The 22497-nt window shown below is 46.6% G+C and carries 16 protein-coding genes; 9 read left to right on the forward strand and 7 right to left on the reverse strand.

What is annotated here, in order from left to right; translation table 11 throughout:
- The first annotated feature begins 355 nt into the window (after positions 1–355).
- The 4 genes from AC2IBB_RS23250 (at position 356) to AC2IBB_RS23265 (ending at position 9236) form a co-directional block, all read left to right on the forward strand.
- Positions 356–6601, forward strand: coding sequence for an FG-GAP-like repeat-containing protein (locus AC2IBB_RS23250; RefSeq protein WP_486329109.1), 6246 nt, complete (start codon positions 356–358; stop codon positions 6599–6601).
- 18 nt (positions 6602–6619) lie between these two features.
- On the forward strand, positions 6620–7333 hold the full coding sequence (locus AC2IBB_RS23255) for a hypothetical protein (RefSeq protein WP_486329110.1): 714 nt from the start codon (positions 6620–6622) through the stop codon (positions 7331–7333).
- Positions 7334–7622: 289 nt separating this feature from the next.
- On the forward strand, positions 7623–8339 hold the full coding sequence (locus tag AC2IBB_RS23260; protein ID WP_486329111.1) for a pentapeptide repeat-containing protein: 717 nt from the start codon (positions 7623–7625) through the stop codon (positions 8337–8339).
- 198 nt (positions 8340–8537) lie between these two features.
- Positions 8538–9236: a hypothetical protein gene (locus AC2IBB_RS23265; RefSeq protein ID WP_486329112.1), complete on the forward strand. Its 699-nt coding sequence runs from the start codon at positions 8538–8540 to the stop codon at positions 9234–9236.
- A 753-nt stretch (positions 9237–9989) separates the two neighbouring features.
- Here AC2IBB_RS23265 and AC2IBB_RS23270 read toward each other — a convergent pair.
- The 6 genes from AC2IBB_RS23270 to AC2IBB_RS23295 all read right to left on the reverse strand — a co-directional run bounded on the left by AC2IBB_RS23270 (position 9990) and on the right by AC2IBB_RS23295 (position 17244).
- A complete protein-coding gene (locus AC2IBB_RS23270) occupies positions 9990–10292 on the reverse strand; it encodes a hypothetical protein (protein WP_486329113.1) in 303 nt (100 codons plus the stop codon).
- A 1435-nt stretch (positions 10293–11727) separates the two neighbouring features.
- Positions 11728–11880 (reverse strand): hypothetical protein, encoded by a 153-nt coding sequence (locus tag AC2IBB_RS23275; protein WP_486329114.1) that lies wholly within the window; start codon positions 11878–11880, stop codon positions 11728–11730.
- Positions 11881–12181: 301 nt separating this feature from the next.
- Entirely contained in the window at positions 12182–12454 is a 273-nt protein-coding gene (locus AC2IBB_RS23280; RefSeq protein WP_486329115.1) for a hypothetical protein, read from the reverse strand.
- Between the two features lie 163 nt (positions 12455–12617).
- A complete protein-coding gene (locus AC2IBB_RS23285; protein ID WP_486329116.1) occupies positions 12618–13385 on the reverse strand; it encodes a substrate-binding periplasmic protein in 768 nt (255 codons plus the stop codon).
- A 218-nt stretch (positions 13386–13603) separates the two neighbouring features.
- Complete coding sequence (locus tag AC2IBB_RS23290; RefSeq protein WP_486329117.1) at positions 13604–15298, reverse strand: methyl-accepting chemotaxis protein; 1695 nt, start codon at positions 15296–15298, stop codon at positions 13604–13606.
- 341 nt (positions 15299–15639) lie between these two features.
- Positions 15640–17244: a hypothetical protein gene (locus AC2IBB_RS23295; RefSeq protein ID WP_486329118.1), complete on the reverse strand. Its 1605-nt coding sequence runs from the start codon at positions 17242–17244 to the stop codon at positions 15640–15642.
- 230 nt (positions 17245–17474) lie between these two features.
- On the opposite strand from AC2IBB_RS23295, the gene AC2IBB_RS23300 reads away from it, so the two are divergent.
- The gene (locus AC2IBB_RS23300; RefSeq protein ID WP_486329119.1) at positions 17475–17924 is read left to right on the forward strand and encodes a PH domain-containing protein; all 450 of its coding nucleotides are present in this window, start codon (positions 17475–17477) and stop codon (positions 17922–17924) included.
- A 2-nt stretch (positions 17925–17926) separates the two neighbouring features.
- Here the strand turns inward: AC2IBB_RS23300 and AC2IBB_RS23305 are convergent, their stop codons facing one another.
- On the reverse strand, positions 17927–18139 hold the full coding sequence (locus AC2IBB_RS23305) for a hypothetical protein (RefSeq protein WP_486329120.1): 213 nt from the start codon (positions 18137–18139) through the stop codon (positions 17927–17929).
- A 328-nt stretch (positions 18140–18467) separates the two neighbouring features.
- Between AC2IBB_RS23305 and AC2IBB_RS23310 the strand changes: the two genes are divergently transcribed.
- The 4 genes from AC2IBB_RS23310 to AC2IBB_RS23325 are packed head-to-tail and all read left to right on the forward strand — an operon-like array spanning position 18468 to position 22265.
- A complete protein-coding gene (locus tag AC2IBB_RS23310; RefSeq protein WP_486329121.1) occupies positions 18468–19163 on the forward strand; it encodes a class I SAM-dependent methyltransferase in 696 nt (231 codons plus the stop codon).
- Entirely contained in the window at positions 19133–20143 is a 1011-nt protein-coding gene (locus AC2IBB_RS23315; RefSeq protein WP_486329122.1) for a type 2 periplasmic-binding domain-containing protein, read from the forward strand. Before AC2IBB_RS23310 ends, AC2IBB_RS23315 begins: the two co-directional genes overlap by 31 nt.
- Complete coding sequence (locus tag AC2IBB_RS23320) at positions 20104–21627, forward strand: sensor histidine kinase (RefSeq protein WP_486329123.1); 1524 nt, start codon at positions 20104–20106, stop codon at positions 21625–21627. The genes AC2IBB_RS23315 and AC2IBB_RS23320 overlap by 40 nt, the downstream gene beginning before the upstream one ends.
- Positions 21624–22265, forward strand: coding sequence for a response regulator (locus AC2IBB_RS23325; protein WP_216736568.1), 642 nt, complete (start codon positions 21624–21626; stop codon positions 22263–22265). Before AC2IBB_RS23320 ends, AC2IBB_RS23325 begins: the two co-directional genes overlap by 4 nt.
- Positions 22266–22497 lie beyond the last annotated feature (232 nt).

A 22497-nucleotide genomic window follows, 5' to 3' on the forward strand; every position in this document is an offset into this window, starting at 1 on the left:
ATGGAAGTTTTTTCAAACGAAATCGATTAAGAGGCCTTCTAATGAATCTAAACATAAATTAATATGCGCCGCGTTGTACGGAAACTGAACTCATATCCCGAAGAAAAAAGGAGTTGCTTGTAGCGCCCTTTCGTCTTTTGCGAGGTATCGAAGTATTAAGACGGTTGGGACGCCGTAGTTTTATTCTCCCTGGCTTGTACCTCTTCATGCTTTTAGCTGTTCTCCGCATACGTATGTAGCCGTTTTCCGGTTGTCTCCTTAACGGCTAGCGTTATCGCGCTCTAGTCACCTTACGTTATTACGCAATATTGAGGACTTTATGCTTATAGGAAAGCACCTAGGGAGCAATCTATGCTTGTTGAGCAAACTACCTCTCCCTCTCTTTACTCATATTAGATATTCAGTTGCAGCCTTGGCGATCCAATGTATTCGGATTTTGTTGGCGGTCGCTTTGGCTGGAGCAGGTCTGGCTTCCGCCTCAACTGCAACGATTCCCGGCTCTTTCGAAGTGACGAATTCAGGCGCCGCGACTTATACCATCCCTATCCAGGTTCCTCCCGGTATAAGCGGTTTAACTCCAAGCTTGGCTCTTGCCTACAGCAGCCGAGAAAACACAGGTTACTTAGGGCAAGGCTGGACGCTGAGCGGCCTATCGGTCATTTACCGGTGCGGGACAACGCTGGAGCGTGATAGCTATATTGACCCCATAGACTTTGATAGTAATGATCAATTCTGTATGGATGGCAACCGTCTTATTTTGGTATCAGGGAGTCACGGGGCTAACGGCTCGGAATACCGTACGGAAATTGAGTCAGGAAAACGCGTTGTCGCCCACAATGATGGCTCCGCTGGCAATGGCCCCTCTGGATTTAAAGTCTGGCTGAAAAACGGACTCATTGCCGAGTACGGACTTAGCGCCGACTCCAGGTTGAAAGCCTATCCCAGAACGGACGTTATCAATTGGCGCATTAATAAGATTTCCAATAGGGCTGGCGCATACATTGAATATGATTACCAGTTGGATGAGAATAAGAACGAGCAAAAAATTTCCAGAATCAGTTATTCAGGTAATTCGTTTACCGCTTCGCAAAATACAATCACTTTTGATTACGAGTCCAGAGAGTACGAAGAATATAGCTACCAATCTGGCTCTCGATTTACACTCTCCGCCCTACTAAAGAAAATCAACATCAATGCAAATTCCAAATGGGTCAATAGTTATTCATTAGATTATACATTCAGCTCTATACTTGAAAAGGCCTACATTTCCGAAGTTAGCTTCTGTGGCTTTGATGGAGCCTGTCTTCTACCAAGCACATTTAAATATACTTCATCCCAAGAAGAAAGAATTGGGGATTTTAATGTATCGCGAGAGTTTACAGGCGATGGGAATAATTCTGAATCAGCTGTCAACAAATTCATTCAAGGGGACTTTAACGGTGATGGACGAACTGACTTATTCAAGATAAAGAGCAACAGATATGGACAACTATGGCTGGCTGGCAATAAGAGGCTTGGATGGTACGACATAAAAGAAAAATTCCCGAATTCTACATATGACTTGAGCGCAAACAACTACAGCTATATTGCAGGCGACTTTAATGGAGATAGAAAAACCGATCTCATTCATTTTGTTAACAATGACTATATTCATGTTTGGATTTCCAATGGAGACGGCACTTTTAATATAAGGCCCAAGTTCAGTCCGTGGGCAGGTTACGGCGTATCCGCCAATGCGTATAATTTTAAGGTTGGGGACTTTGATGGTGACGGGCGAACAGATCTGATTCATTTCGTTAATAACGCTTATGTCCACGTTTGGATATCCAATGGAGATGGAACCTTCAGCATAAGAAATTCATTTCCAAACAATGAATATGGCGTCGGCACCAACAATTACAACTTTAAAGTCGGCGACTTCAACGGGGATGGCAGAACCGACTTAATTCACTTCATAAATAAAGATTACACACATACTTGGATTTCAAACGGAGATGGAAACTTCACTATTCAAAGCAAATTCATTCCGTCCCCAGGCTATAGAGTGGATAGCAATAATTACAATTATGTTGTAGCTAACTTCAATGGTGACGGCAACTCCGATCTTATTCACTTTGTCAACAAAGACTATGTCCGAGTCTGGACATCATCGGGCGACGGTAGCTTTATTATAGAAGACGCGTTCGATCCAGGAAATTACAACATATCAAACAATGACTATAAGTTTTTATCTGGCGACTTTAATGGCGACGGAAGCACCGACTTAGCTCATATTGTCAAGGATGGGTATATTCATATATGGGCTTCTCTCGGAGATGGTAAATTTCACATTACCGACAAGCACTACCCTGACTACGGTCACGATTTAAGCCAGAACGGATATAATTTATTTGTTGGCGATTTTTGGGGAGATGGAAACACCGACATTTTCCATCTTGCTGGAGAAAACTCTCTTTTTGTTTTAAATAGCTCCGCATACGACTCCACTCATCTTTATTTAATTAATACCGGATTTGGCAATCAATACGTAATAAATTATAGCTCACTATCCTTTGGTAAGAACTATTCTAAAAGCTCCAATAAATCCTATCCTGTTACTGAGGAGCAGTCTTCACTCGATGTTGTTCTTAACGTAAGCATCGTCACGGGACAAGGTACTTTAAACTTCTATCAATACTTCTATGAGGGGCTTAGCAGCCACCTGCGAGCCCGCGCTAGTTTGGGCTTCCAGAAAGTCATAAAAGAAGATTTCCGAACGGGGTTGAAAGAAGAACGAACATACAGCCAGAACTATGCGAATCACACACAAGGGATGTTGCTAAACTCTATCATCAGCTTTAATGGTGAGAAAGTTATTGAAGAGACGACGAATACTCTCGAGGTCAAGGTATGCGGCAGTGGGACAAATAAAAGATATTTCCCTTATATCTCTTCAACACAGACCAAAAAATTTGACCCCGATGGCTATTCACTGGGAGAGCAGTTAGTCGAGTCTGATTTCTCGGATGATTGCTATGGAAACCTGCTCTCACAAACTACTACTTCCACCCTTAACGGCGAGCGCAGCAAGCAAACAGTTGAGTATGATTATCATCCCGCCGACATTAGCAACTGGTTCATAGGGCTAGTTGAATATCAGTCAGTATGGGGAGAATCGTCTGATTATCCCAGCGAAGGTAAGCGTATTACCCATTACCCCGTGTACCACCCTGTTTTTGGCTCAGTCGAGAAAGAAATTATACAACCCGGTAGCAATCAACAAGCCACTGAGTATAACTACAACGATCAAACCGGCGTATTGGAGTCTCAAACCGTTATAGGGAAGAGCATGGCTCCACGTACGACAAATTTTGTTTACGACACATCAGGAAGGTACTTGTTGCGTGTGCGTAATGCGGAAGGTCACGAGGACGCAAGCGACAGACAGTACCATGAACGTTTAGGACTACCCACACGGCAAACCGACCCCAACGGCCAAGTAACGGAATGGAGTTATAACGGCATAGGCCAACTCATTAAACAAATACACCCCGACCGGACTCAAACTACCTTTGAACGAAAGCTATGTAGTGAGACGGGCGCGGATTGCTTGGCGAACTCCTGGGAAGAATATGTCGTCATTACCCAATCCACCAGCGAAGCCCCAGTAGCTCAATACTATGACCGCCTGGATCGACCAGTCCGATCAAAGACGCTTGGAATTGACGGAAGGGAAATTCATCAAGTTACTGAGTATAACGAGCAAGGCCAAGTCTCTCGCGCCTCTGAGCCTTACTACGCGAATGATAGCGTGTCCTGGAATGAAACTAAGTATGACGACTATCTGAGGGCTTATAAGTTCATCAATCCAGATGGAAGCTACCGTCAAATTGTCACTTTTCAAGGTCCGACACGCATAACAAGGGATGAGCGGTTTAACGACAAAACCATCACCGAAAATGTTTTAGGTGAGCCGGATCAGATAACGGAAGCCAATGGCTCTTCAGTAGAGTATTTCTACGATGGCTTTGGAAACCTGAGAAAAACCATTGCTGATGGCGTAGTGACGCTTATCGAATACGATATTCTTGGCCGCAAGATTTCACAGCGCGCCGAGTCCATCAACGAGTCGGATACTAGCGCCCCGGTAGAACGCTACACATACAACTCATTAGGGGAAATGATTACCGCCCAAACGGGAAACGGCTCAGTTATCTGTATGTCTTACGACAAGATAGGCCGCCTTACCAAGCAAGTCGCCAATTACAAAGGAAGTATAGCCACACAAGCCCTGAATGATTGTGCAGGCGACGCCGGTAATCCCGAAACATCACTGTGGGAGTATGACTCCGCAACAAAAGGTATAGGGTATGTCTCAAAAGTTCTGGGAGCGCACGGCTTTCAGAAAACATTTACCTATGACGCCAGATCTCGATTGGAACAGGCTTCCACAACCATTAGCGGCGAAACCTTCAGCGTAGGCTATGGCTACGATAGTAGAACTGGCAAGCCTGATCTTCAGGTTTATCCCACAGGCGACGGCATACTCAGGCGCTACAATGAGCATGGCTACCTGACCTCTGTCGTTAACGCCGACAACCCGCAAGAAGTTTATTGGCATGCCGAATCCATTACCGCTCGTGGCGCTGTAAATCAATTTCGCTACGGCAACGGCGTTACAACCCAGCGTGAGTATGATCCTCAGACGGGAAGGCTTAGCAGGGTTAAAAGCTACGTCCTCGCCTCCATGGGCAACTTATATGACTTGGAGTTTGGTTACGATGAATCTGGGAATCTTGAAACGCGCGAGGATCATTACCGGTCGCTCAGCGAGAGTTTTACCTACGATGCGCTTAATCGCCTGGACAATACATCCTTCACTCGGAGTGTTGGAGGACAGTTACTAACGTCAACTAATGGCGTAGACATCGCCGCCAATGGAAACATCACCTCAAAAACCGGCGTCGGCGCTTATACGTACGGAGTAGTTGGGGCTCAGTGCCAGCAGTCCAGCGCTTCCGCATCCTCATACGTTAACCCCTACGCCGTCAGCTCTATCAGCGGGGATAAAGCCACCCAATACTGCTACGACCTAAACGGCAACCAAGTCAGTGGCGATGGTCGCACGATCAAGTACACCGCCTTCAACATGCCATACGAAATGACGCGAGGTGGAGTAAAAATTGCCTTTACCTATGGACCAGATCAATCACGCATTCAACGCATTGATAGCGCCCCAGGAGAGGAATCGATAACAACAACCTATGTGGACAGCGTGTATGAAAAGGTCGTAGAGGGCGGCGTCACTAAGCACAGGCTATACATTGATGACTTCGCGGTGTTCACTCGCGAAGGCAACTCGATCACAAAAGAATATCTGCATCATGACCACCAAGGCGGTGTGGCCTTTGTCACGGACTTTAAAGGACGAGAGGTGGAGCGATTGAGCTACGACCCGTGGGGTCTGCGTAGAAACGCTCTTACCTGGGACGACATCAATATATACGCCTACAAAGCGAAAACGACGAATCAGGGCTACACCGGTCATGAGCACATTGACGCCATGGGGCTCATTCATATGAATGGCCGCGTCTATGACCCCGTTATAGGCCGTTTCTTATCCGCTGATCCGGTAGTTCAAGCTCCTTCCTTATCCCAAAGCTTTAACCGCTACAGCTATGTCATGAACAACCCGTTAACGATGACGGACCCAACCGGTTATGAGTGGACGGGAGACCCTGGCGAGCCTTTAGGCGATTGGAGTGACTCGGAGGCTAACGCCATTGAAACCGGCGAAGCCCAAGGGGCTGGTTATGCAGACTTTTCTCGCTCACAAGGGATATACAACGAAGTAACGCAGTGGAACCATACTCCAGAGAACAGCATTAAAACAGACGCCTATCTATCGACTATCCACCCACCCGATACTGTATTTGCGAACAATATTGCCGTTCGTCTAAGTGGTTTTGGATATTGGCCGAAAGTGGAGGCTTTTCGTCAAGTTCTGCATCACGCAGGCATAGACTACGGTCTAACAACAGGCGCGAGGATAATGGCCTCTCATACGTCCAGAGCAGGCTATATGGAGGGACTAAGCGCCTACTCGTTAATGGGTGTGGCGTTGCAGGAAACCGCACTAGGTTACAAAATCGAACTCGGGTTGAGTTTATTCCAGTTAGGGCGCACCCTCGCTGTTGGAGTCAAACGTTTAGTCAGCGCGTCAAGCTCTGCATTGGCTCGATCTCGAATGCGCATGATGAACTTCATGGGCGGCTCGGGTCTCACATCCAAGCAATTAGTGGAGAAATACGCGGCGCAGGCACGTAATATGAGGCGAGGACAGTTAATCAATATGCTCTCACGAGAACAGGCGAATGTGTTAGCAACAAAGCCATACCTAGAGAAAATGCTTTTAGGAACAGCGATCCATCAAAAGACTTTTGATCTACTGAGAGCCAAATTTCCAGGTCGCTTCACTTATAACCCTTCAAGGGGGCCTGATTTTACTGACACTCAGACGGGAAGAATTGTTGAGCTGACAACGGACCATCCAACCACCTTGCAGCAGCATATGAATAAATATGGACCCGGCATTGATTACGCCACCTACCCTAGATACTGAGTCGCTAAGGTGAATCTTATGTTCTGGAAAAGAGAAATAAAGAATACAGAAATCAAAAATCAAGTATACGTAAAGGAAACCTTTAACAAGGAGTTCTTTGGAAACGACTATATTAACTGTCGATTTGAACAATGCAGGTTTAGCAACTACTTTTGTTTTGGCTCAGGGAAAATTCAGAGCGCGTATCGGGACTGCGTTTTTGACAAATGCAAATTTAAAGATGTCTTCACTGGGACTTCTCTATTTGAACGCTGCAACTTTAGGGAAGTTACAGTCAATGGTTTATTCTCTACAAGTGGAGGTGAGTTCTTAGACTGCCACTTCTCCGGCACATTCAAAAAGTGCATATTTACTGCAACTGTACCTGAAGAACTCCAGAATGATTTCAATAGAAAGTATAATCGATTTACTGGAAATAACTTTTCGGAAGCAGATCTTTTGGATGTTGCATTCCGAGGAGGGATCGATCTAAGCAACCAAGTATTGCCATTGGATGAAAATTACCTTTATGTGAAAGATGCACATACTGCCATTGCTAAACTAGAGGAGCTTGGGCTAGATAGGATGCCAAGTACTAGCCTTTTTCATAGGATATTGGATGTACTGAAAAGTGATCTTGAGCAAGGGCAAAAATCACTTCATGTTTACAAGGGGATTTATATCGATGATAAAGAGTCCTCCGAGGCTATGGATGATTTAGATAAGCTGATAGGGCTTATGTCTGAGAATTAGCTGCTTCATTATTTGACTAAAAAGGCGCTCTGTGAATAACAGGCGCCTTATTTACTGTTGAGGTCAAATTTTTCACTGAAATCTAAAGCTTATAGTAATCATACTTAGTATCTTGCTTGAAATTTTAATAAAGTGGCAGGATCACCTTAAAGGGGGCCTGATTTTACAGACACTCAAACGGGAAGAATTGTTGAGCTGACAACGGATCATCCAACCACCTTGCAGCATATATGTAAATATGGACCCGGCAGGGATTACGCCACCTATCCAAGATATTAAGGTGAACATTATGTTTTGGAAAAGAAAGCAAGAGCAAATTTCAGAAATCCAAGGTCAAACATTTACAAAAGCTAGCTTTGACAAGGACGTAATAGCAAAAAACTATACTAATTGTAAGTTTGATAGCTGTAAGTTTAGCTATATAAGCCTTGGCGCAGGCTTGGTTCAGTCTAGGTTCGCTAACTGTGTTTTTAGCCGTTGCTCTTTAAAAGAAGTTAGTACGGGAACATCTTTGTTTGAGAACTGCAAATTCGAAGAGGTTAATGTTAACGGCCTGTACTCAAGCGGCGGCGAATTTATTAATTGTCACTTCTCCGGCACGTTTAAAAATTGCATATTTACTGGTAGTGTACCAGAAGAACTCCAGGAATACTTTAGTAGAAAGGGAAATCGATTTTCGGGAAACGACTTCTCCAATGCTAACTTGCTAGATGTCGCATTCCGAGGAGGAATCAAACTTAACGAGCAAGCTTTACCTTCAAGTGATGAATATATACATGTAAACAATATAGAGTCTGCTTTAGGATCAGTTGAAAAGCTGAAGAATGGCGACTATCCAGATACATGGAAAGAAACATTTAAAGATGTAGAATTTATATTTTCGAATGATTTTGGAACTGGACAGACTGAGGCCATCTTATATAAAGGGATATTTATAGATGACAAGGATTCTGCTGAAGCAATTGATTATCTTGGAAGAACAATAGGATGCGTTTCCAATAAATGATTTTTATGGCGCTACTTCAAGCAGTAGAGCGCCTACTTACTAGCCAGAGTGTAATGGGCAGAAAACCCTGAATTTGAGACTTTTAATCTCGTGGGTCTAAGCACCAGACAAATAAGAGGGTACGGATTGCTGGACATTCGACAAGGCAAATTAACAAGCCAACACTCCCCGTGGCGTTACAGTTATTGAGGTGAACCCTTGAAGACACTAGGTGCATGGAAAAAAAAACTTACCCCCGCAACAAAGAAAAAAATTACCCAGGATTGGAGTACAGAGTTATCTAGCCTAGGTATATATGAGCCACTTTGGCTATTGCGTGTAGTTGAACCGTTGCTTGTTGGAATCGCACTAGAAAGAGATAGTTCAAACGATTCATACCAGCCGACTTTTCACGTGCATAATCTTTGCTCTGACTTTTCATTTATTACTTTAACTTTGGAAACACCTTTGGAGACAGTTCGCACTCAAGCGCCAGAGTCAATCAGTGTGAACTCGCATGAAAAGAAATATTTTGATGCGCTAGCACGCATGGCGAAGCAGTCCCTTTTACCTTTACAAGGCGATATCAGGCTTAGCGAAGTGCTTGCTAGATACAGAGAGCGAATAAATAAATACCCCAAAATGTGTCCAGAGCTACTCTATCAGGATATGGCGCTTATATGTGGTTGGCTATCAAAGAGCAAAATGAGAGATGCAATCATTGATGAAGCATACAAATCGCTAAAAAGGTGGCCAAAGGATACCTTCGACGATGTAGGTGGGCTGGATAAGTGGATTTTTGAGCTAAAGCAAAAAGCCAATAATACCGAGGCGCTAAGAGAGTTGTCGAAAGCCAATATTGAGGCTTTCAAGGTTGGAAAATTACCTAGGTCAGCTCTGATAGACGACATGTCTTAGCTCACATGAAGTCATGACTCCAAGCTGGTGGCAACTCAGCCATCAGCTTGGAAGCTCTAATGTCTTAGTATCCAAAATTTTTAATTTCGCGGGTATAAAAAAAGACTTAGGGGTGCGGTGTTGGTCGCTCAGGTATCAGAGATTTGACCCGCCCCCCCCGGTAGAAATCAGGGTTGTAAGCAAGTGGTTTAGGAAGTCCAAAGTCCCTCTCCGTCAGTATCACAACGAGCGGCCTATATGGTAAACCTTCAACACGAAATCGCACACCTGCATGCACCCTAAACAATAGTAGCTCGTTAATGTTTTTGTTAAGGCTTTGCAGTATAGGCGGCAACTCACATAACCTTAAACCTCCACCCACCACAGTCTTGTCCACCCAAAACAGAAAGTCCTCTTCTCCCTCGGGGGTAATGGCTCTCAATACATAACCTTTGATGCAATCAATCACAGCAATGAGTTTAATTACTCGCGTGGGAGGACAGTAACGTTCAAACTCAAAAACAGGCGACACTCCCAAGGCATGTTGAATAATGGACATCGCCAAGCTCTTTTGTCCTTTGTCAAAGGGATCTAATCTAACAGCGTTGCACATCTCAAAAGCCTTGAGGATTTCCTGCTGACTGAGCCCCTCACCTCTAAGAAACCGTATCCAGCCGTACAGGTGAGTATATGGGGAATGACGAACATAGCGCCCCATATTCAGTAAGGCCGCATCCAGGCATTACCACCAATTACTACCATCTGCACATCTCCTTAGCGGGAATGTTGTAAGTCAGTCAAAACAGTATAAGGCTCGCCATCCAGCTCTATCGATATAATGGAAATTCCGTAACGCTCCATTAACCTCTGAGTATTGGCGTCGCTCACAGCGGAGTCTCTTTCTGCCGTATCGGACAACCCACAGGCATTATAAGAGTCGATTAGCTTAGCCCTAATGATAGTCTCTTTTATCGCCCTCAGTTTCACATCAAGAGAGGAACTCCTTTTAAAATAATCAACCACAAATGAAATCGGCTCGGAACCTTGTAGTTGATAAGTGACTTTCATTTTCTGCATTACGGACTCCTGCTGAAACAAGCTTGGTCCACCCTAATCATCTCAAGTTACCGGATAACAACAGCCACGCGCAAATTGGCCCACAATTGAAATCAGCGCACCATCTCTAGCTGCCTTTCAATTTCCGTTAGCTTGCTATTTGCGTGATAGTACTCACACACAGCGCCTCTACCACCAAGAGCCGCCCTTAACTTTCCAAGCTGCTCAAGACATTCTTGAACGTTGCCTACTACATACGGGGAGTACTTGTTTCGGCTGATCATACTGCTTAGCTCAGACTCGATGTTACAAACTATCTCGACAGCCTGATCATGATCTACCCTTGAAATGCGAATAAGGCGTTGCCAGTCATCGCTTCTAAACTTGGTTTCCATCTTTGCCTCCCTTGGAGCGCGTCAATTTCTCGTTTTGGAGCGATGGCAGGGACTACAAATTACCATCCTGATCGCTCCCGCCACGGGCTATGTGGCTTGATATGATCGACTAAAATCACCGCGCTTGCTCTTCCCTTCTTTCTACCCTTCAACAGCTCCCGTATCCTTAATTATAGGCACTCAGCATGTTGGACGCTCTGGTGACAGAGATTTAATCCGTTCCCCCTTTTTGCTTTCGTTATTTAGCCTGATTCAACTGGGTCGCTTTCCTCCACTTCTACTCGAATCCTTCCAATTCCAGCATCTGGGCAAGTTCATGTACGCCTTGCCGACTTCAAGCTGATGATTGAAAGTGGTTAGCTAATCTTCAGACTCTTGATACTCGCCATCACCTTCAAGCAACTGGTTTGGACAGCTCTTTTTATACGAGTTTCGTATAACCTTAAACTGCCACGTAGAGCCATGAGGTTCTAATTATTTCCTTCTTTCCTGTTGCGCCATAGCATAACAACATATAAAGCCGACACAACGACTGTCATTGCCATCAATTCCCAGATCATTATCCGATACTCTCCTGTACAGAGCCCCACACTGGGACTATTAATCCACTTGGAAATACTTCCACTAAACCAATTACAAGAGCGTTCGAGAGCCCCCCAACCACCGTATAGCTTCATTCAGTACGTATCTTTACTTGGCGCTCCCTTTGACACTGTCTCGTTTTCGCAAGTCTCATCTTCGCATCAGCTAACTTTGAGGTGATATCATGGCTTTCCTGGCTTATTAGACAAGAACGCTCCCCGTGACGCATCGACATTGATCTCTAAATACACTTTAAGGATGGGTATATCCATTTCGCCCTCTCTCACATCCTAATGAAAGTTATAAGTCCAAATGCCCAAGTTCAGAGTCAATCCGCTGTTGGACTTCCAATAGTTCACTGGCGGCATGAGCATGTAAGCACAGGAGTCGCTCTTCACAGATAGGAACTTCTGCATCTTCTAAAGCGTCTTTATATTTCGACAAAGCATGCATTAAACACGTATAACGAAGGACGCTTTCTAATTTTTTTGGATTCCTTCATTTTGTTGGATGACTGATGCCGCCGTCTTTATTTGCTCCATCTTTGCAACCACCTCTTTCAGCGTCTGGTGAGGTTTAAATTGTTCCTTTCTGATGGTTTGCCATGCGTTATCAACGAGGGGCTCTTTCACTCTATACCTTCTATCAGCAGCATCCTGTCCAATTTGGTTAATTCAACATCCGCATGATGAAAAAAATATAAAGTGGGCTCGCCAACATGCAGCTTGAGATTATTTAAAGCCCCCCTGACAAGACCTGATTTTGGGAAGCATCTCTGGCATATTTTCCGCCGCCACTTCCAGCACTAGCGCATCATCGCCAAGTATGTCTCTTCTGACGCCGTACAGCGCCCACTCCTTGTCAACAAAGCGTATTTCGCACCTCCGCCCATCAAGCAATTTGAAAAAACGTGTTTAGGATCTCCTCATGGTGTTATTTTTTATGCTGACGCGCCAGTATCCTGACATTTTCCATGGTAAAGCTAATCAGTTCCCCAATCTGGCATTCAGCAATCTCTGCCTCTGAAACGTCGCCAACAATCCCTTTCATCCTATTTCCATCTATGGATAAAACACTTGCCGTCACCCACACAGTTCCATTACACGCAGAAAGCGTGACATGGTCTCCAACCTTCGGCGGGCTCTTAGAGTCCAGCGGGGACTCCCCGTATACGCTAATCAAGCCATCGCTTGAGTCCCAAGACATTACATCTCTCCGCACTTCTACCCCTATAATAGAGTTATATCATTGCTGACTATTATTTCTTTAAGCTCCTCAACAACGTTTTATCATGATGACTCTCCTGACATAGCCTGCGCAAGTTTGACTCGCTTCCTTTCGTCTTGGGATTGATGTGGTCCATACAGTGCTATTCTTGCAAGTCTGTCCTAATATACAGATCACAAATAGCTTGATATCGACCGCTATCCTTCATTTCCCGTAGCTGAACGTTAAAATCGTCTCGCAATTTCTTAGAGCGAAAAACAGCATATCTGGGCGCACTATCGAATAACTCTGTCAATTGAAACGGTTCCTTGATTAAAACGCCTTCATGCTCAAGCTGGTTCAGATAGTAATAAAAAATGCGCTTATCCAAAATAATCGCATCCACACGCTTCATGAACAGCATATAAACCTGTGAGCGTTGATCGATGACCTCTTCTATTCGTGGATTACCTTTCGCCATAACACTGTAAGCAGGCGGCAAGTAATAATGCGCATTCTGAAAAACAGCAAGGCGTTTGTCCTTCAGGTCGTCAATATTATGGATATGGGTATTATTGCTCTTGAGCGTTACTACAATATTTTTATAGTTAACAATGGGGTCGGATATAAAGTAGCCATAGTTGCTATAATCTCCATAGGGGAGATTGAATGCGCCATCCACAGACATTCCACGTAGCACTGCATACAGGCGCCGATTCGTAACGTAGGTGAAACTTACAGAGTAGCCTTGGCTTTTGAGCGCCTCGCGAATAACATCAAGCACCATTCCTCTGTTTTGTTCTTCGATAATATACGGCGCTATCGAAGTTGAAGTGACCATGTGCAACGATGGCGGTTCAATTGCGTAGCCATTGCGGGAAAACAGTAGTAGCCCACATACCACAGCAAGAAATGCTATAGCTCGCTTCATGTACTTACCGCACCCAGTCATCTGGGTTCGACTTGTATACATCGCTCGTATGCACTCCTTGGACTGCCCCTATTATTGCTTTGGCTCTAGTGATACGCAGCCATTAAATATTGACAGTCCTCTCAAAAAGTAACCACTTCGACGCCACATCACTCATGCCTGAACTATCTCATTATAGAAGAAGGACATCTGTAAGAGCTTTTGCCATAAACCCTCACCTATACACCAAATCGGGCAGTAAGAGCGCTAAGTTCGCTGGCTAATGCTGCAAGGTTTTCCGCTCGTTGAGCGGCTTGAAGCGCCCTGTCTGAAGACTGGCTTGTCACCTCATTGATTGACACGATATTTTTATTAATTTCTTCCGAAACTGAGCGCTGCTCTCTGGCTGCGGCAGCGATTTGAGCGCTCATTTCACTGGCGACCTTGATCGCTTCGGAGACCGCATTAATAGTCTCAGATGTCTGCTGAGCGTACTCCACAGATTGAACAGTCTTTCCAGAGGCCTGCTCAATAACCGCCACCATGGCTTGAGAGCCGCTATGTAGCTTTTCAATCATCTGATGAATCTCTTCGGTCGACGTCTGGGTTTTCTGGGCAAGACTGCGCACTTCATCAGCGACGACGGCGAATCCTCGCCCTTGATCGCCAGCCCTTGCGGCTTCTATCGCGGCATTTAAAGCCAGCAGATTGGTCTGTTCCGCAATCCCCCGTATAACGTCAATAACCGCGCCAATGCTTTTACTGTCTTCATTCAATCTGACTACAACGTCTTTGGCGTCCTGCATACTTTCTGATACCTGTGCAATCGCCTCTGCTGCGGCCTGGGTTACTTGCAGGCCTTGTTTAGCGGCGGCATCCGCTTTAGTGGACGCCTCTGACGATTGGGAAGCATTGTCTGCAACATGATTGACCGTACTGGTCATTTGATTAATCGCCGCAGCAGCAGTCTCGGTCTGACGTTGCTGTTGGTGTATGTCATCGTTACTACGTTCGGTAATTTCCGACAATTCTTTTGCTGCGGAGGCAACCTCTCGCGTTAAGCTAACAATCTTATTGAAGGTTTGAGCCAGCTCATTAACAAAGTTATTAAACGCTACTGCTATACGACTAATTTCATCCCCCCCTTCAGCATCCAGTCTGCGAGAGAGGTCACTACCCCCGCTGGATATGTCTTCCATAGCCATGGCGATATGATTGATTCGTCGGTGCGCCAATATCCGATATAAAAATGCGGTGAGACACAATACAGCGAATAACGAGACAGCCAATATAGCAGCTATTTTGGCGCCTAGGACTTGGCCGTTAGCGAGCGAAGCGTCAATATTAACATCCACTTCCAAGACGCCTCTTACATCACCCAATTTCCAATCGTTTTTAGGTGTGTCTGCTCTCGTGTTATGACAGGAGACACAGGCTTGCGCCACCATTTTATCCGCCACTGCGACACGCACCACGGAGCCCTGCTTCGTATCTTTATCTACTTGGGAAAAGGTAGTGTCAGGATTCTTAGTCAGGTTGGCCCAAGCAGCTTGACCAAAACTATCCAACTGGCGCTCTGATCGGTTGGGGAATGGAAAGGCGCTATACAGCTTCAAAGTCATGCCTTGCTGCGAAAACTCATGACTTAGGTCGTGAATCATCGTCGCTGGCAATGGGATGGCGTCTTTCTCCTGGCTGTGATTAAACGAGGCTTTCATGCTCGAATTTCCCAGCACTTTCTGAACCACATTCTTGGTGTAGTAGCCGCGCAATGTCTTAAATTGCTGCACCACCTGCTCCGCCGAAGTAGTTGCTTCACTAATGGCATTGGCTTCCACCGCCTTGGGTATGTATAGGTAAATAGCGAAAACACACAGTGTGAAAACAACAATGACGGGGAGCGAGATTTTCCAGATAAGAGAGAGTCTATTCATATTACTACTCACCCTATACTAGGTATTTAAAGTTAAGCGTTATTTACAAAGTGTAGCTCATGGCCTGCCATGGCCACCGTTTGGAAAATAAAAAATCAGTGTTGAGTTGAAGGGGCCTTCCGAAACAGCGCACCTGACACAGGTCCTCCTTGGCTATGTGGGTGTCGCTGCCTTTTTGTTATTACCGCCCTCCGCAATGCACGCCTTTCGCTTGCTTGCGTGGTTCTAACAGTATTGAGATTGATTCTGAGTAGGATTAGTGCAGCTATTCTCTTCGTAGGGCCTTAAGCAGACTATCGGTATTGCCGCCACGCGCCCTCTATCAAGCAGTTGCCTGTGTGTCAGTATATTTGCCTGCGAATCGTCTTCGCTATCTCGGACGGCATATCCAGCCACTGGACTGGCGTTCCTTCCCAATGAAACGCGGATTCCGCCATTTCTCGTATAAGGGAAATGTTTATCAGCGGTTTGCCGGAGGCGATACTGGCGGCGGCCTGTCTCAGCAGTTCAATCTCCTTGCGGCTTCCTTTTCGCTCGTGAATGAAGCAGGCCAAAAGGGCGCAGCGCTCCAGCCAGCTTTCTCGTTGCGGCTCCAGGCATTCAAGGATTAGCGCCTCACTTGTTGTGTGCTGGCCTGTCCATTCCGACCTTAACCAAGGTTGCGTCAGGCTACGCATGTCTTGCGCAAAGTCCCATTGATCCGCAGGCAGTTCTCCCGCATCGGTCAGCGTTTCAATGAGGTCGTCCATATTCATGGCGCCCGGCAGCGCCCAGTCCCCTTCAACATGGCTGATCAGCCATAGCAGCTCCGGCGCAGGTAGCGTTCCCGAATCGCGGTTTTTCAGCAGGAAGTGGCGAATGATTTTTTGCAGGGTAACAAGGGAGAGTTCGCCAAGGTGAAAGTGATGTTTGCCGCCCTCAATGTGATGTTCAAGCGATTCGAATTCAGGAAATACCAGCACGCCGCCTTTAGTGATGCCGACGCCCTGCTGCAGACGAGCGCTCCAGATCTTCCAGGCGTCTTCATGACGCAGCGCCAGGACGGCATAAAACGCCCCCTGAGAATCAAATGGGGAGACATAGCTCCCTAGTATCTCCGCCTTGCTGGAAGGCCCCACAACGCCGCCCACACGAAGGCGCTGCAACCCCTTCACTACCACGTCGATAAGCTCTCTATCCTCCTCAGGCAGCCATTTACGGGCAGCCACTAACCGGGTCAGGTCCGTTTCATTGGCGAGCGCCTGACACTCCGGCGATAACCAAGCTTCAATGGCCCCCTGTCGGTTTTTCCTGATCGGGTCCATGGTCAGCAACGCCGCGCAGTCGCGCCAAGGCGTTTCGAGGCTTAACAACGCAGGCACATAGAATGCTGTCGCACCCTCGGGCATTTGCGCCCCCAGATGGCTCAACACCTGCTGCAAATCCCACTCAGTTTTGCAGCCGTTTAGTGTGACCAGTTCCAGGATGGCTCTCGCCATCGACTCAACCGTGGGAACGCCAATGAACGGCGGGCTGTCTTCAATTTCTTTCTCGTTGATTCGAAATATCACGTCTTCGCTGATTGCGAGTCTGGCGTAGGTGGCGCATTGAATGATTCTTCGCAGTCGCATCGTGTCAACGTCGGCTTCCAGCGCAAGCCATAGCTGCTCATCAATCCAGGCGCTAATTTCCGCCAGCCGGTCAGGGCCTGGGCAACAGTCTGCAATCGCACTCATCACCGCCATAAGCGAAGCAAACGCCAAGTCGGCGATAGCCTCGCTCTCATCCAGGCAATCCGTGGCGCAGATGACCGCCATCAGCGCTCGCAGCATGTCTTCTTCGTTGTCCGTCACCTGCTCCAGCGCATGCATGGCGCTCATCAACTGTTTCCGTATCCCGTCTTCCTTGTATTCGGTAGAGAAAATTCTGAATATGTCGCAAATGATATCCTGTCTGGAGTCTGTCACGGTGGCGGTCCAAAAGTGTGGGAGTGAAGGCGGAACCTTAATTAAGTCGGAGGAACCGTACAATACGGGGCCCAAAAAGTTTATTCGCGTCGCCAGCATATATGGAGATAGTTAACCATCTTTCCACCTTTTCATCTCTGTTAGGCAAGACCAACGCATTTCTTATAATATGCCCGCCCGGCGGAAAGTTGTTTCGCCATCTATCGTCATGCACCACAAGGAGAAAGTAAGTGGCTTCCTACGTTAATAATAATCTTATCAATGGCGAGTATGTGATCTATGAGGGCAAGGTCAGCCTTTGGTCGCTATGGCCTCGAATAGTAATCGGTTTAATTTTGCTTGGCGTCTTTGGATTAGGCTTGTTGTTCTGGCTTTCCGCCGCCATTAGCTATCTAACGACAGAGTTGGTAATCACCAACAAGAGAATTATCGCCAAGTTTGGCTTCATCAGACGCAATACGATTGAGATGGCGGTGATTAAGGTCGAGAGCATTCAGGTCCATCAAAGCATACTGGGCCGATTGCTAAATTACGGCAGCATTATTGTTTCCGGCGCTGGCAATCCCAAAGCCCCAATTCCAGGCGTTTCCAAGCCGCTGCTGTTCAGAAAGGCGTTTTTTGAAATGCAGGAAACAAAGCAAGGCGAGCCATTAGAATCTCCTAGGCTTATTGCTTCCTAAAATCATAATTCTTGTTGGCGAGCCCGCACCTTGGCGCGAGTGTCATAGGCCTTTTGCAAAACATAACCTAGTTGCATTTGTAACTGTGGGTCGCTCGTTAGGTAGCGAATAACAAGATTGGCGGTTTCCGGCTTTTCCGCCAGAGCCTCAAGGCGGGACAACTGAAACTTAAGGTCTTCGATATTCAAGAATTTATTGAGTAAAGACGGTGACATGAACGGTCCTTTGTTGCGCAACATCAGCAAGCGGACACGGGGCGAGCGTAACCCTTCACCTGAAACAGGTAAGTCAGGCTTACAACGAAATCAGTGGACGACGAGGAACGAAAAGACGAGGTAAAGATCGATATCATTGCGATGGTCTATCCGGGACGCTGGGAACATTTTCCTTTTGCGCGAGAATATACTCCCGAATATTGGGAATCAATACCCATATTCTCTAATTCCCTGTTACGACAGGAGAAAAGCAACACGTAAACGTCATCACCCAGTTACGAACAAGAGCAACGAATTACCGATTCAGGAAGACAGTTTAAGGACACATATGGATTTCTTTCATATTACGGATCAGCAGCTATACCAATCTCATTCAAGCGATTTCACTGATGACCTGGATTTCTATCTGGAGTTTTGCCAAGGGCATTCAACCCTGGAGTTATTCGCAGGATACGGGCGAGTCAGCAATCATTTAGCCAACCATGGCGTGGAGCTTGAGACGGTAGAGATCAGCCCCTTCTTCTCGGATCAAATACAACTGCCGTCATCGAGGAAGCATGTCTGCGACGTCAGGACTTTCAGCAGTCCCAAGCGATTCAGTCGGCTGTTTGCCGCCTACAATTCATTTTGTCTATTCACCAATGACGTTGATTTGCGGGGATTATTTCGGCTGATCGATCAACACCTGGAGCCGGGAGGGCGAGCATCCCTAAACTACTATCACCCAGATTATTGGAGAGAGGCCGTGGAAGGCGACTTTGAACTAAATGGTCAGCGGGTGAATTATATTCCTGCGTTTGACTTGTCCCGACGTAATGAAAAGCAAGGCATTTGGACGGACATTTATTCCGTTGACGAGGGCGCACGTGAATGCTCGCTCTCCGTCAGAATCGTTGAGGACGAGCGAGACCTGCTCCCCTTTCTGGAAGGGCTTAATCTCACCCTAATACAACGTGTTGAGAATTTTAATAGAGACAACGTAGTTGAACCGGGATGGATAGATTTCATATTCGAAAAGTACTGACCTCCACGCTGCTGTTCGGCGTACTGATAGGTCATGCTAACGCCCGCCCCGTGAATATTCTCACGTGGTGGGGATATCTCAATGCGCCAGGTTTGATGGATGAAATTGGACGCGCCTGCGGCGCAGAGATTTCCTATGATGATTACTACACCAACCAAGAGTTTCTATCACGCCTGGACGGTGATCGCTATGACATCATTATTCACTCGGATGTGGTTTACGACTTCACCAAAGATATCGTCGCCCAAGCGCCACGGGTTAACCTGAGCCAAATCAGCGATCGCTATCACCCAGCTGTCAAGCAGCGCTTCATCGGAGATGGATATACCGAAAATACTGCTCTGTTCCAATTGTCCTTAACTGGCTTTTTGTGGAACCGGAACACTTTCAGTGTTGATGAATCGCAACAGATTGAAGATATATTTCAAGCCGCCAAAGGGAAACGCATCGTGGTGATTGACGATGCGATTGAAGTGGCGAATCTCGTCGCCAAGGCTCACAGTCCCAATGGCTTACGGAGAATAGAAACGCTGGTGGGCGACTCACAGTTCGTTATTACCAACAGCCTTGGAAAAATCTTTTCCGATGCGAGTTTCTCTTTCGCTTACACATGGAGCGGCGCGGCGCTGAGCAAGCTGCGCAACAACCCTCATTTGCGCTTCACGATACATCCCTCGTTATCGCACATCTCCCGCGATTTGATTACCGCACTTAGCGCTGACAAGGCGGCTGTGTGCGTGGCGAAAGCGCTCTCCAGCGAGTCTTTTCTCAATGGGTTGATGTTAACCACCAAATACTACTCGCCCTTTCTGAGCGTTGGGCCAGACGATATTGAGGACAAACTCTTTGCGCACGACTACACGCAGTTCTTACAGCACATTGATGCACTGCCCTGGCTCCAGCGTTATCCCACAGAGCAATATAACCAACTAGAGGAAGAATGGTTGATGATAAAACTGCAGTTGGGGCATACGCTTTGAAAAGAGAGAGGACGCTCAGCTCGGTTGAAAATGAATTATCGCTTTCCGTGTTGTTGTTTGGCGCGTCGATTTCGGTTATCTCCATCGTCATCTATGCCTTTTTGTATTTCGAATACCGCGCCTCGGCGATAGATGACGCCCAAGAGGATTTGACCTCTTCCGTTCAGATCTATACCAACAACCTGCTTAACCGCATGGCCATCATCGCCAGCTCTTCAGAGTTTATTGAATTTGTACGCTCTGGACCGATCACCCGCAGTCAACGTAACAAGCGTTTTATCGAATTGATGACGCGTATCCCCAGAGACGATATCAGTGGTTTTCTGATCAAGAACCAGGGCGATGAAAAAATCTTTTCATTCGGGACCGCGACCAGCGATTACCTCTCAACGGAAATTTGTTATTTAGGCTATGTATTGAGTCCTGCCTTTGGGCAATGTGAAGCAACCGTCACCCTGTATTTAGACCGCAATAATGTCATTGATAAGATTAAGAGCATTAACTCAAACATCGCCCTGTGCGACCACTGTGATGGCATTGAGACGCTAAGCTATGACAGCGAATTCGGATTGATTGTCGAGTCCGCCGTAAATCTTCCCATAGAAATAAAACCCGATTTCGATTGGCGCTTCTATCTGTTCGTCGTTATCACTTTCATTGCGCTCCTGATATTCGCCATCTGCTCCCGCGCGATGATCGCCAGTGTATTTCGCAGAGAAATCATCGCGCCCCTCACGTACCCCTTTAACCTCAGCAACGATCCGCGCAAGTTGCCGGTGAAGGAGATCCTGGATATCCGGGATGCGCGTAACCTGCTGCATCTGCAGAAACATATTGAAGACACTGAAAAGCGCAAAATTGCTAATGAAATTCATGATCTGCTTGGCGCTACGTTAATGCGCTTACGTTGGGACGTAGAGATCGCCGCCGACGGCGCCGACACACAATCCGACGCTAACAGGCTTGCCGCCATCCTGGAGCGAGTGGACGGGTTAATCTCCACCACGACCCATATCATCGAACGGCTCAGACCTGAAATTCTCGATACGCTTGGCTTACAGGAAGCTATAAGGCGCACCATTGAAGAATGGCGAGAAAAGCTACCGACACGCCGCTATGACGCGTATATCGACATTCCCGAAAATTTGCCTGACGCCGTCAGTCATGCTCTATTTTGCATCGTTGAAGAAGCCTTGGTGAACGTCGCCAAGCACTCCCAAGCGACGGAAGTTAGCGTTAGCCTGGGCGTGGACAAAACTGCTTCTCCACATTGCCTTCGCCTATGCATCAGGGATAATGGCGTTGGCGTACCTCCCGCAGGCGGTAGCGGCGGGCACGGTTTAACCTCCATGAAGGAGCGAGCGATAGCGCTAAGAGGCCAGTTCTGGATTGAGCAACAACCTGAAACAGGCGCCGCCATCCATGTACGCCTCCCCATACAATTACCTGAAATGATGGACCCTCAGACGATATTAACGCCATGACTAAGATAAACGTCTTTCTTGCTGACGATCATGACATCGTCATCAGCGGATTAAGGGATATGCTTTGCCAATATCCTCACATTGACGTCGTTGGGCACGCCTCAACTGAGGCGGATCTAATGGAGAACGCCAGCCGAGAGGATGTAAACGTGTTTGTTGTCGATCTTGGCTTCAAAGGGACCAAAGGGGATATCTCTCTTATCAGACGGTTGAAGGAGCGGAATGAGCACATTCGGGTTGTCATTTTTTCCATGCGAGAGAATATTCATACCATCTCCGGGTGCTACACCATGGGCGCGCAAGGCTATGTAAAAAAGAGCGCCAGCCTGAAACTGGTAGTAGAGGCGATAGAAACCGTTGCGCAAGGCGACGATTACTTCGCACCCGGCGTCTTGGAAAGCATCGGTATGAAAGCCGTGCGCGACCCATTGCGTAAACTGGATGACAGGGAAAAGCAGATTTTCCTAATGTTCGCTCAAGGCAGCGATATGACTGAAGTCGCCAGCGAGTTGAACTTGAGCGAAAAGCGGATCAACAATCTTATCACTGAGAAAATAAAGCCCGTGCTTGGCGTCAGTCGAACAGGTTTCAGGGAATGCGCCATCAGGTTAGGGGTGATTGATGATATTGATGACTAGCGGAAGCCCTCTTTAGGAAGCTACGTCGTCCGACAACACACCATGAAACTCTTTCAGATTTGCCAATTGAATGTTTTTCAGTCGCACATTACTAGATTGTAATGAATTTTTTTTGGTATGTGACATTTCAGGACATTGCGGGAAATTGAGTACTTTTTAGTTTCCTATATTTTCCATTTGTACGAAAAACAATCAAGAAATAGATCAAAAATCACTCTTTTTAGCCCTTCCT

The organism is Hahella sp. NS-SX17, assembly GCF_057367735.1.

Coding starts and splice junctions, on each gene's coding strand:
- AC2IBB_RS23255 (WP_486329110.1), top strand. CDS start 6,620: ATGTTCTGGAAAAGAGAAATAAAGAATACAGAAATCAAAAATCAAGTA.
- AC2IBB_RS23260 (WP_486329111.1), top strand. CDS start 7,623: ATGTTTTGGAAAAGAAAGCAAGAGCAAATTTCAGAAATCCAAGGTCAA.
- AC2IBB_RS23270 (WP_486329113.1), bottom strand. CDS start 10,292: ATGCAGAAAATGAAAGTCACTTATCAACTACAAGGTTCCGAGCCGATT.
- AC2IBB_RS23280 (WP_486329115.1), bottom strand. CDS start 12,454: ATGTCTTGGGACTCAAGCGATGGCTTGATTAGCGTATACGGGGAGTCC.
- AC2IBB_RS23285 (WP_486329116.1), bottom strand. CDS start 13,385: ATGAAGCGAGCTATAGCATTTCTTGCTGTGGTATGTGGGCTACTACTG.
- AC2IBB_RS23290 (WP_486329117.1), bottom strand. CDS start 15,298: ATGAATAGACTCTCTCTTATCTGGAAAATCTCGCTCCCCGTCATTGTT.
- AC2IBB_RS23305 (WP_486329120.1), bottom strand. CDS start 18,139: ATGTCACCGTCTTTACTCAATAAATTCTTGAATATCGAAGACCTTAAG.
- AC2IBB_RS23310 (WP_486329121.1), top strand. CDS start 18,468: ATGGATTTCTTTCATATTACGGATCAGCAGCTATACCAATCTCATTCA.
- AC2IBB_RS23315 (WP_486329122.1), top strand. CDS start 19,133: ATGGATAGATTTCATATTCGAAAAGTACTGACCTCCACGCTGCTGTTC.
- AC2IBB_RS23320 (WP_486329123.1), top strand. CDS start 20,104: ATGGTTGATGATAAAACTGCAGTTGGGGCATACGCTTTGAAAAGAGAG.
- AC2IBB_RS23325 (WP_216736568.1), top strand. CDS start 21,624: ATGACTAAGATAAACGTCTTTCTTGCTGACGATCATGACATCGTCATC.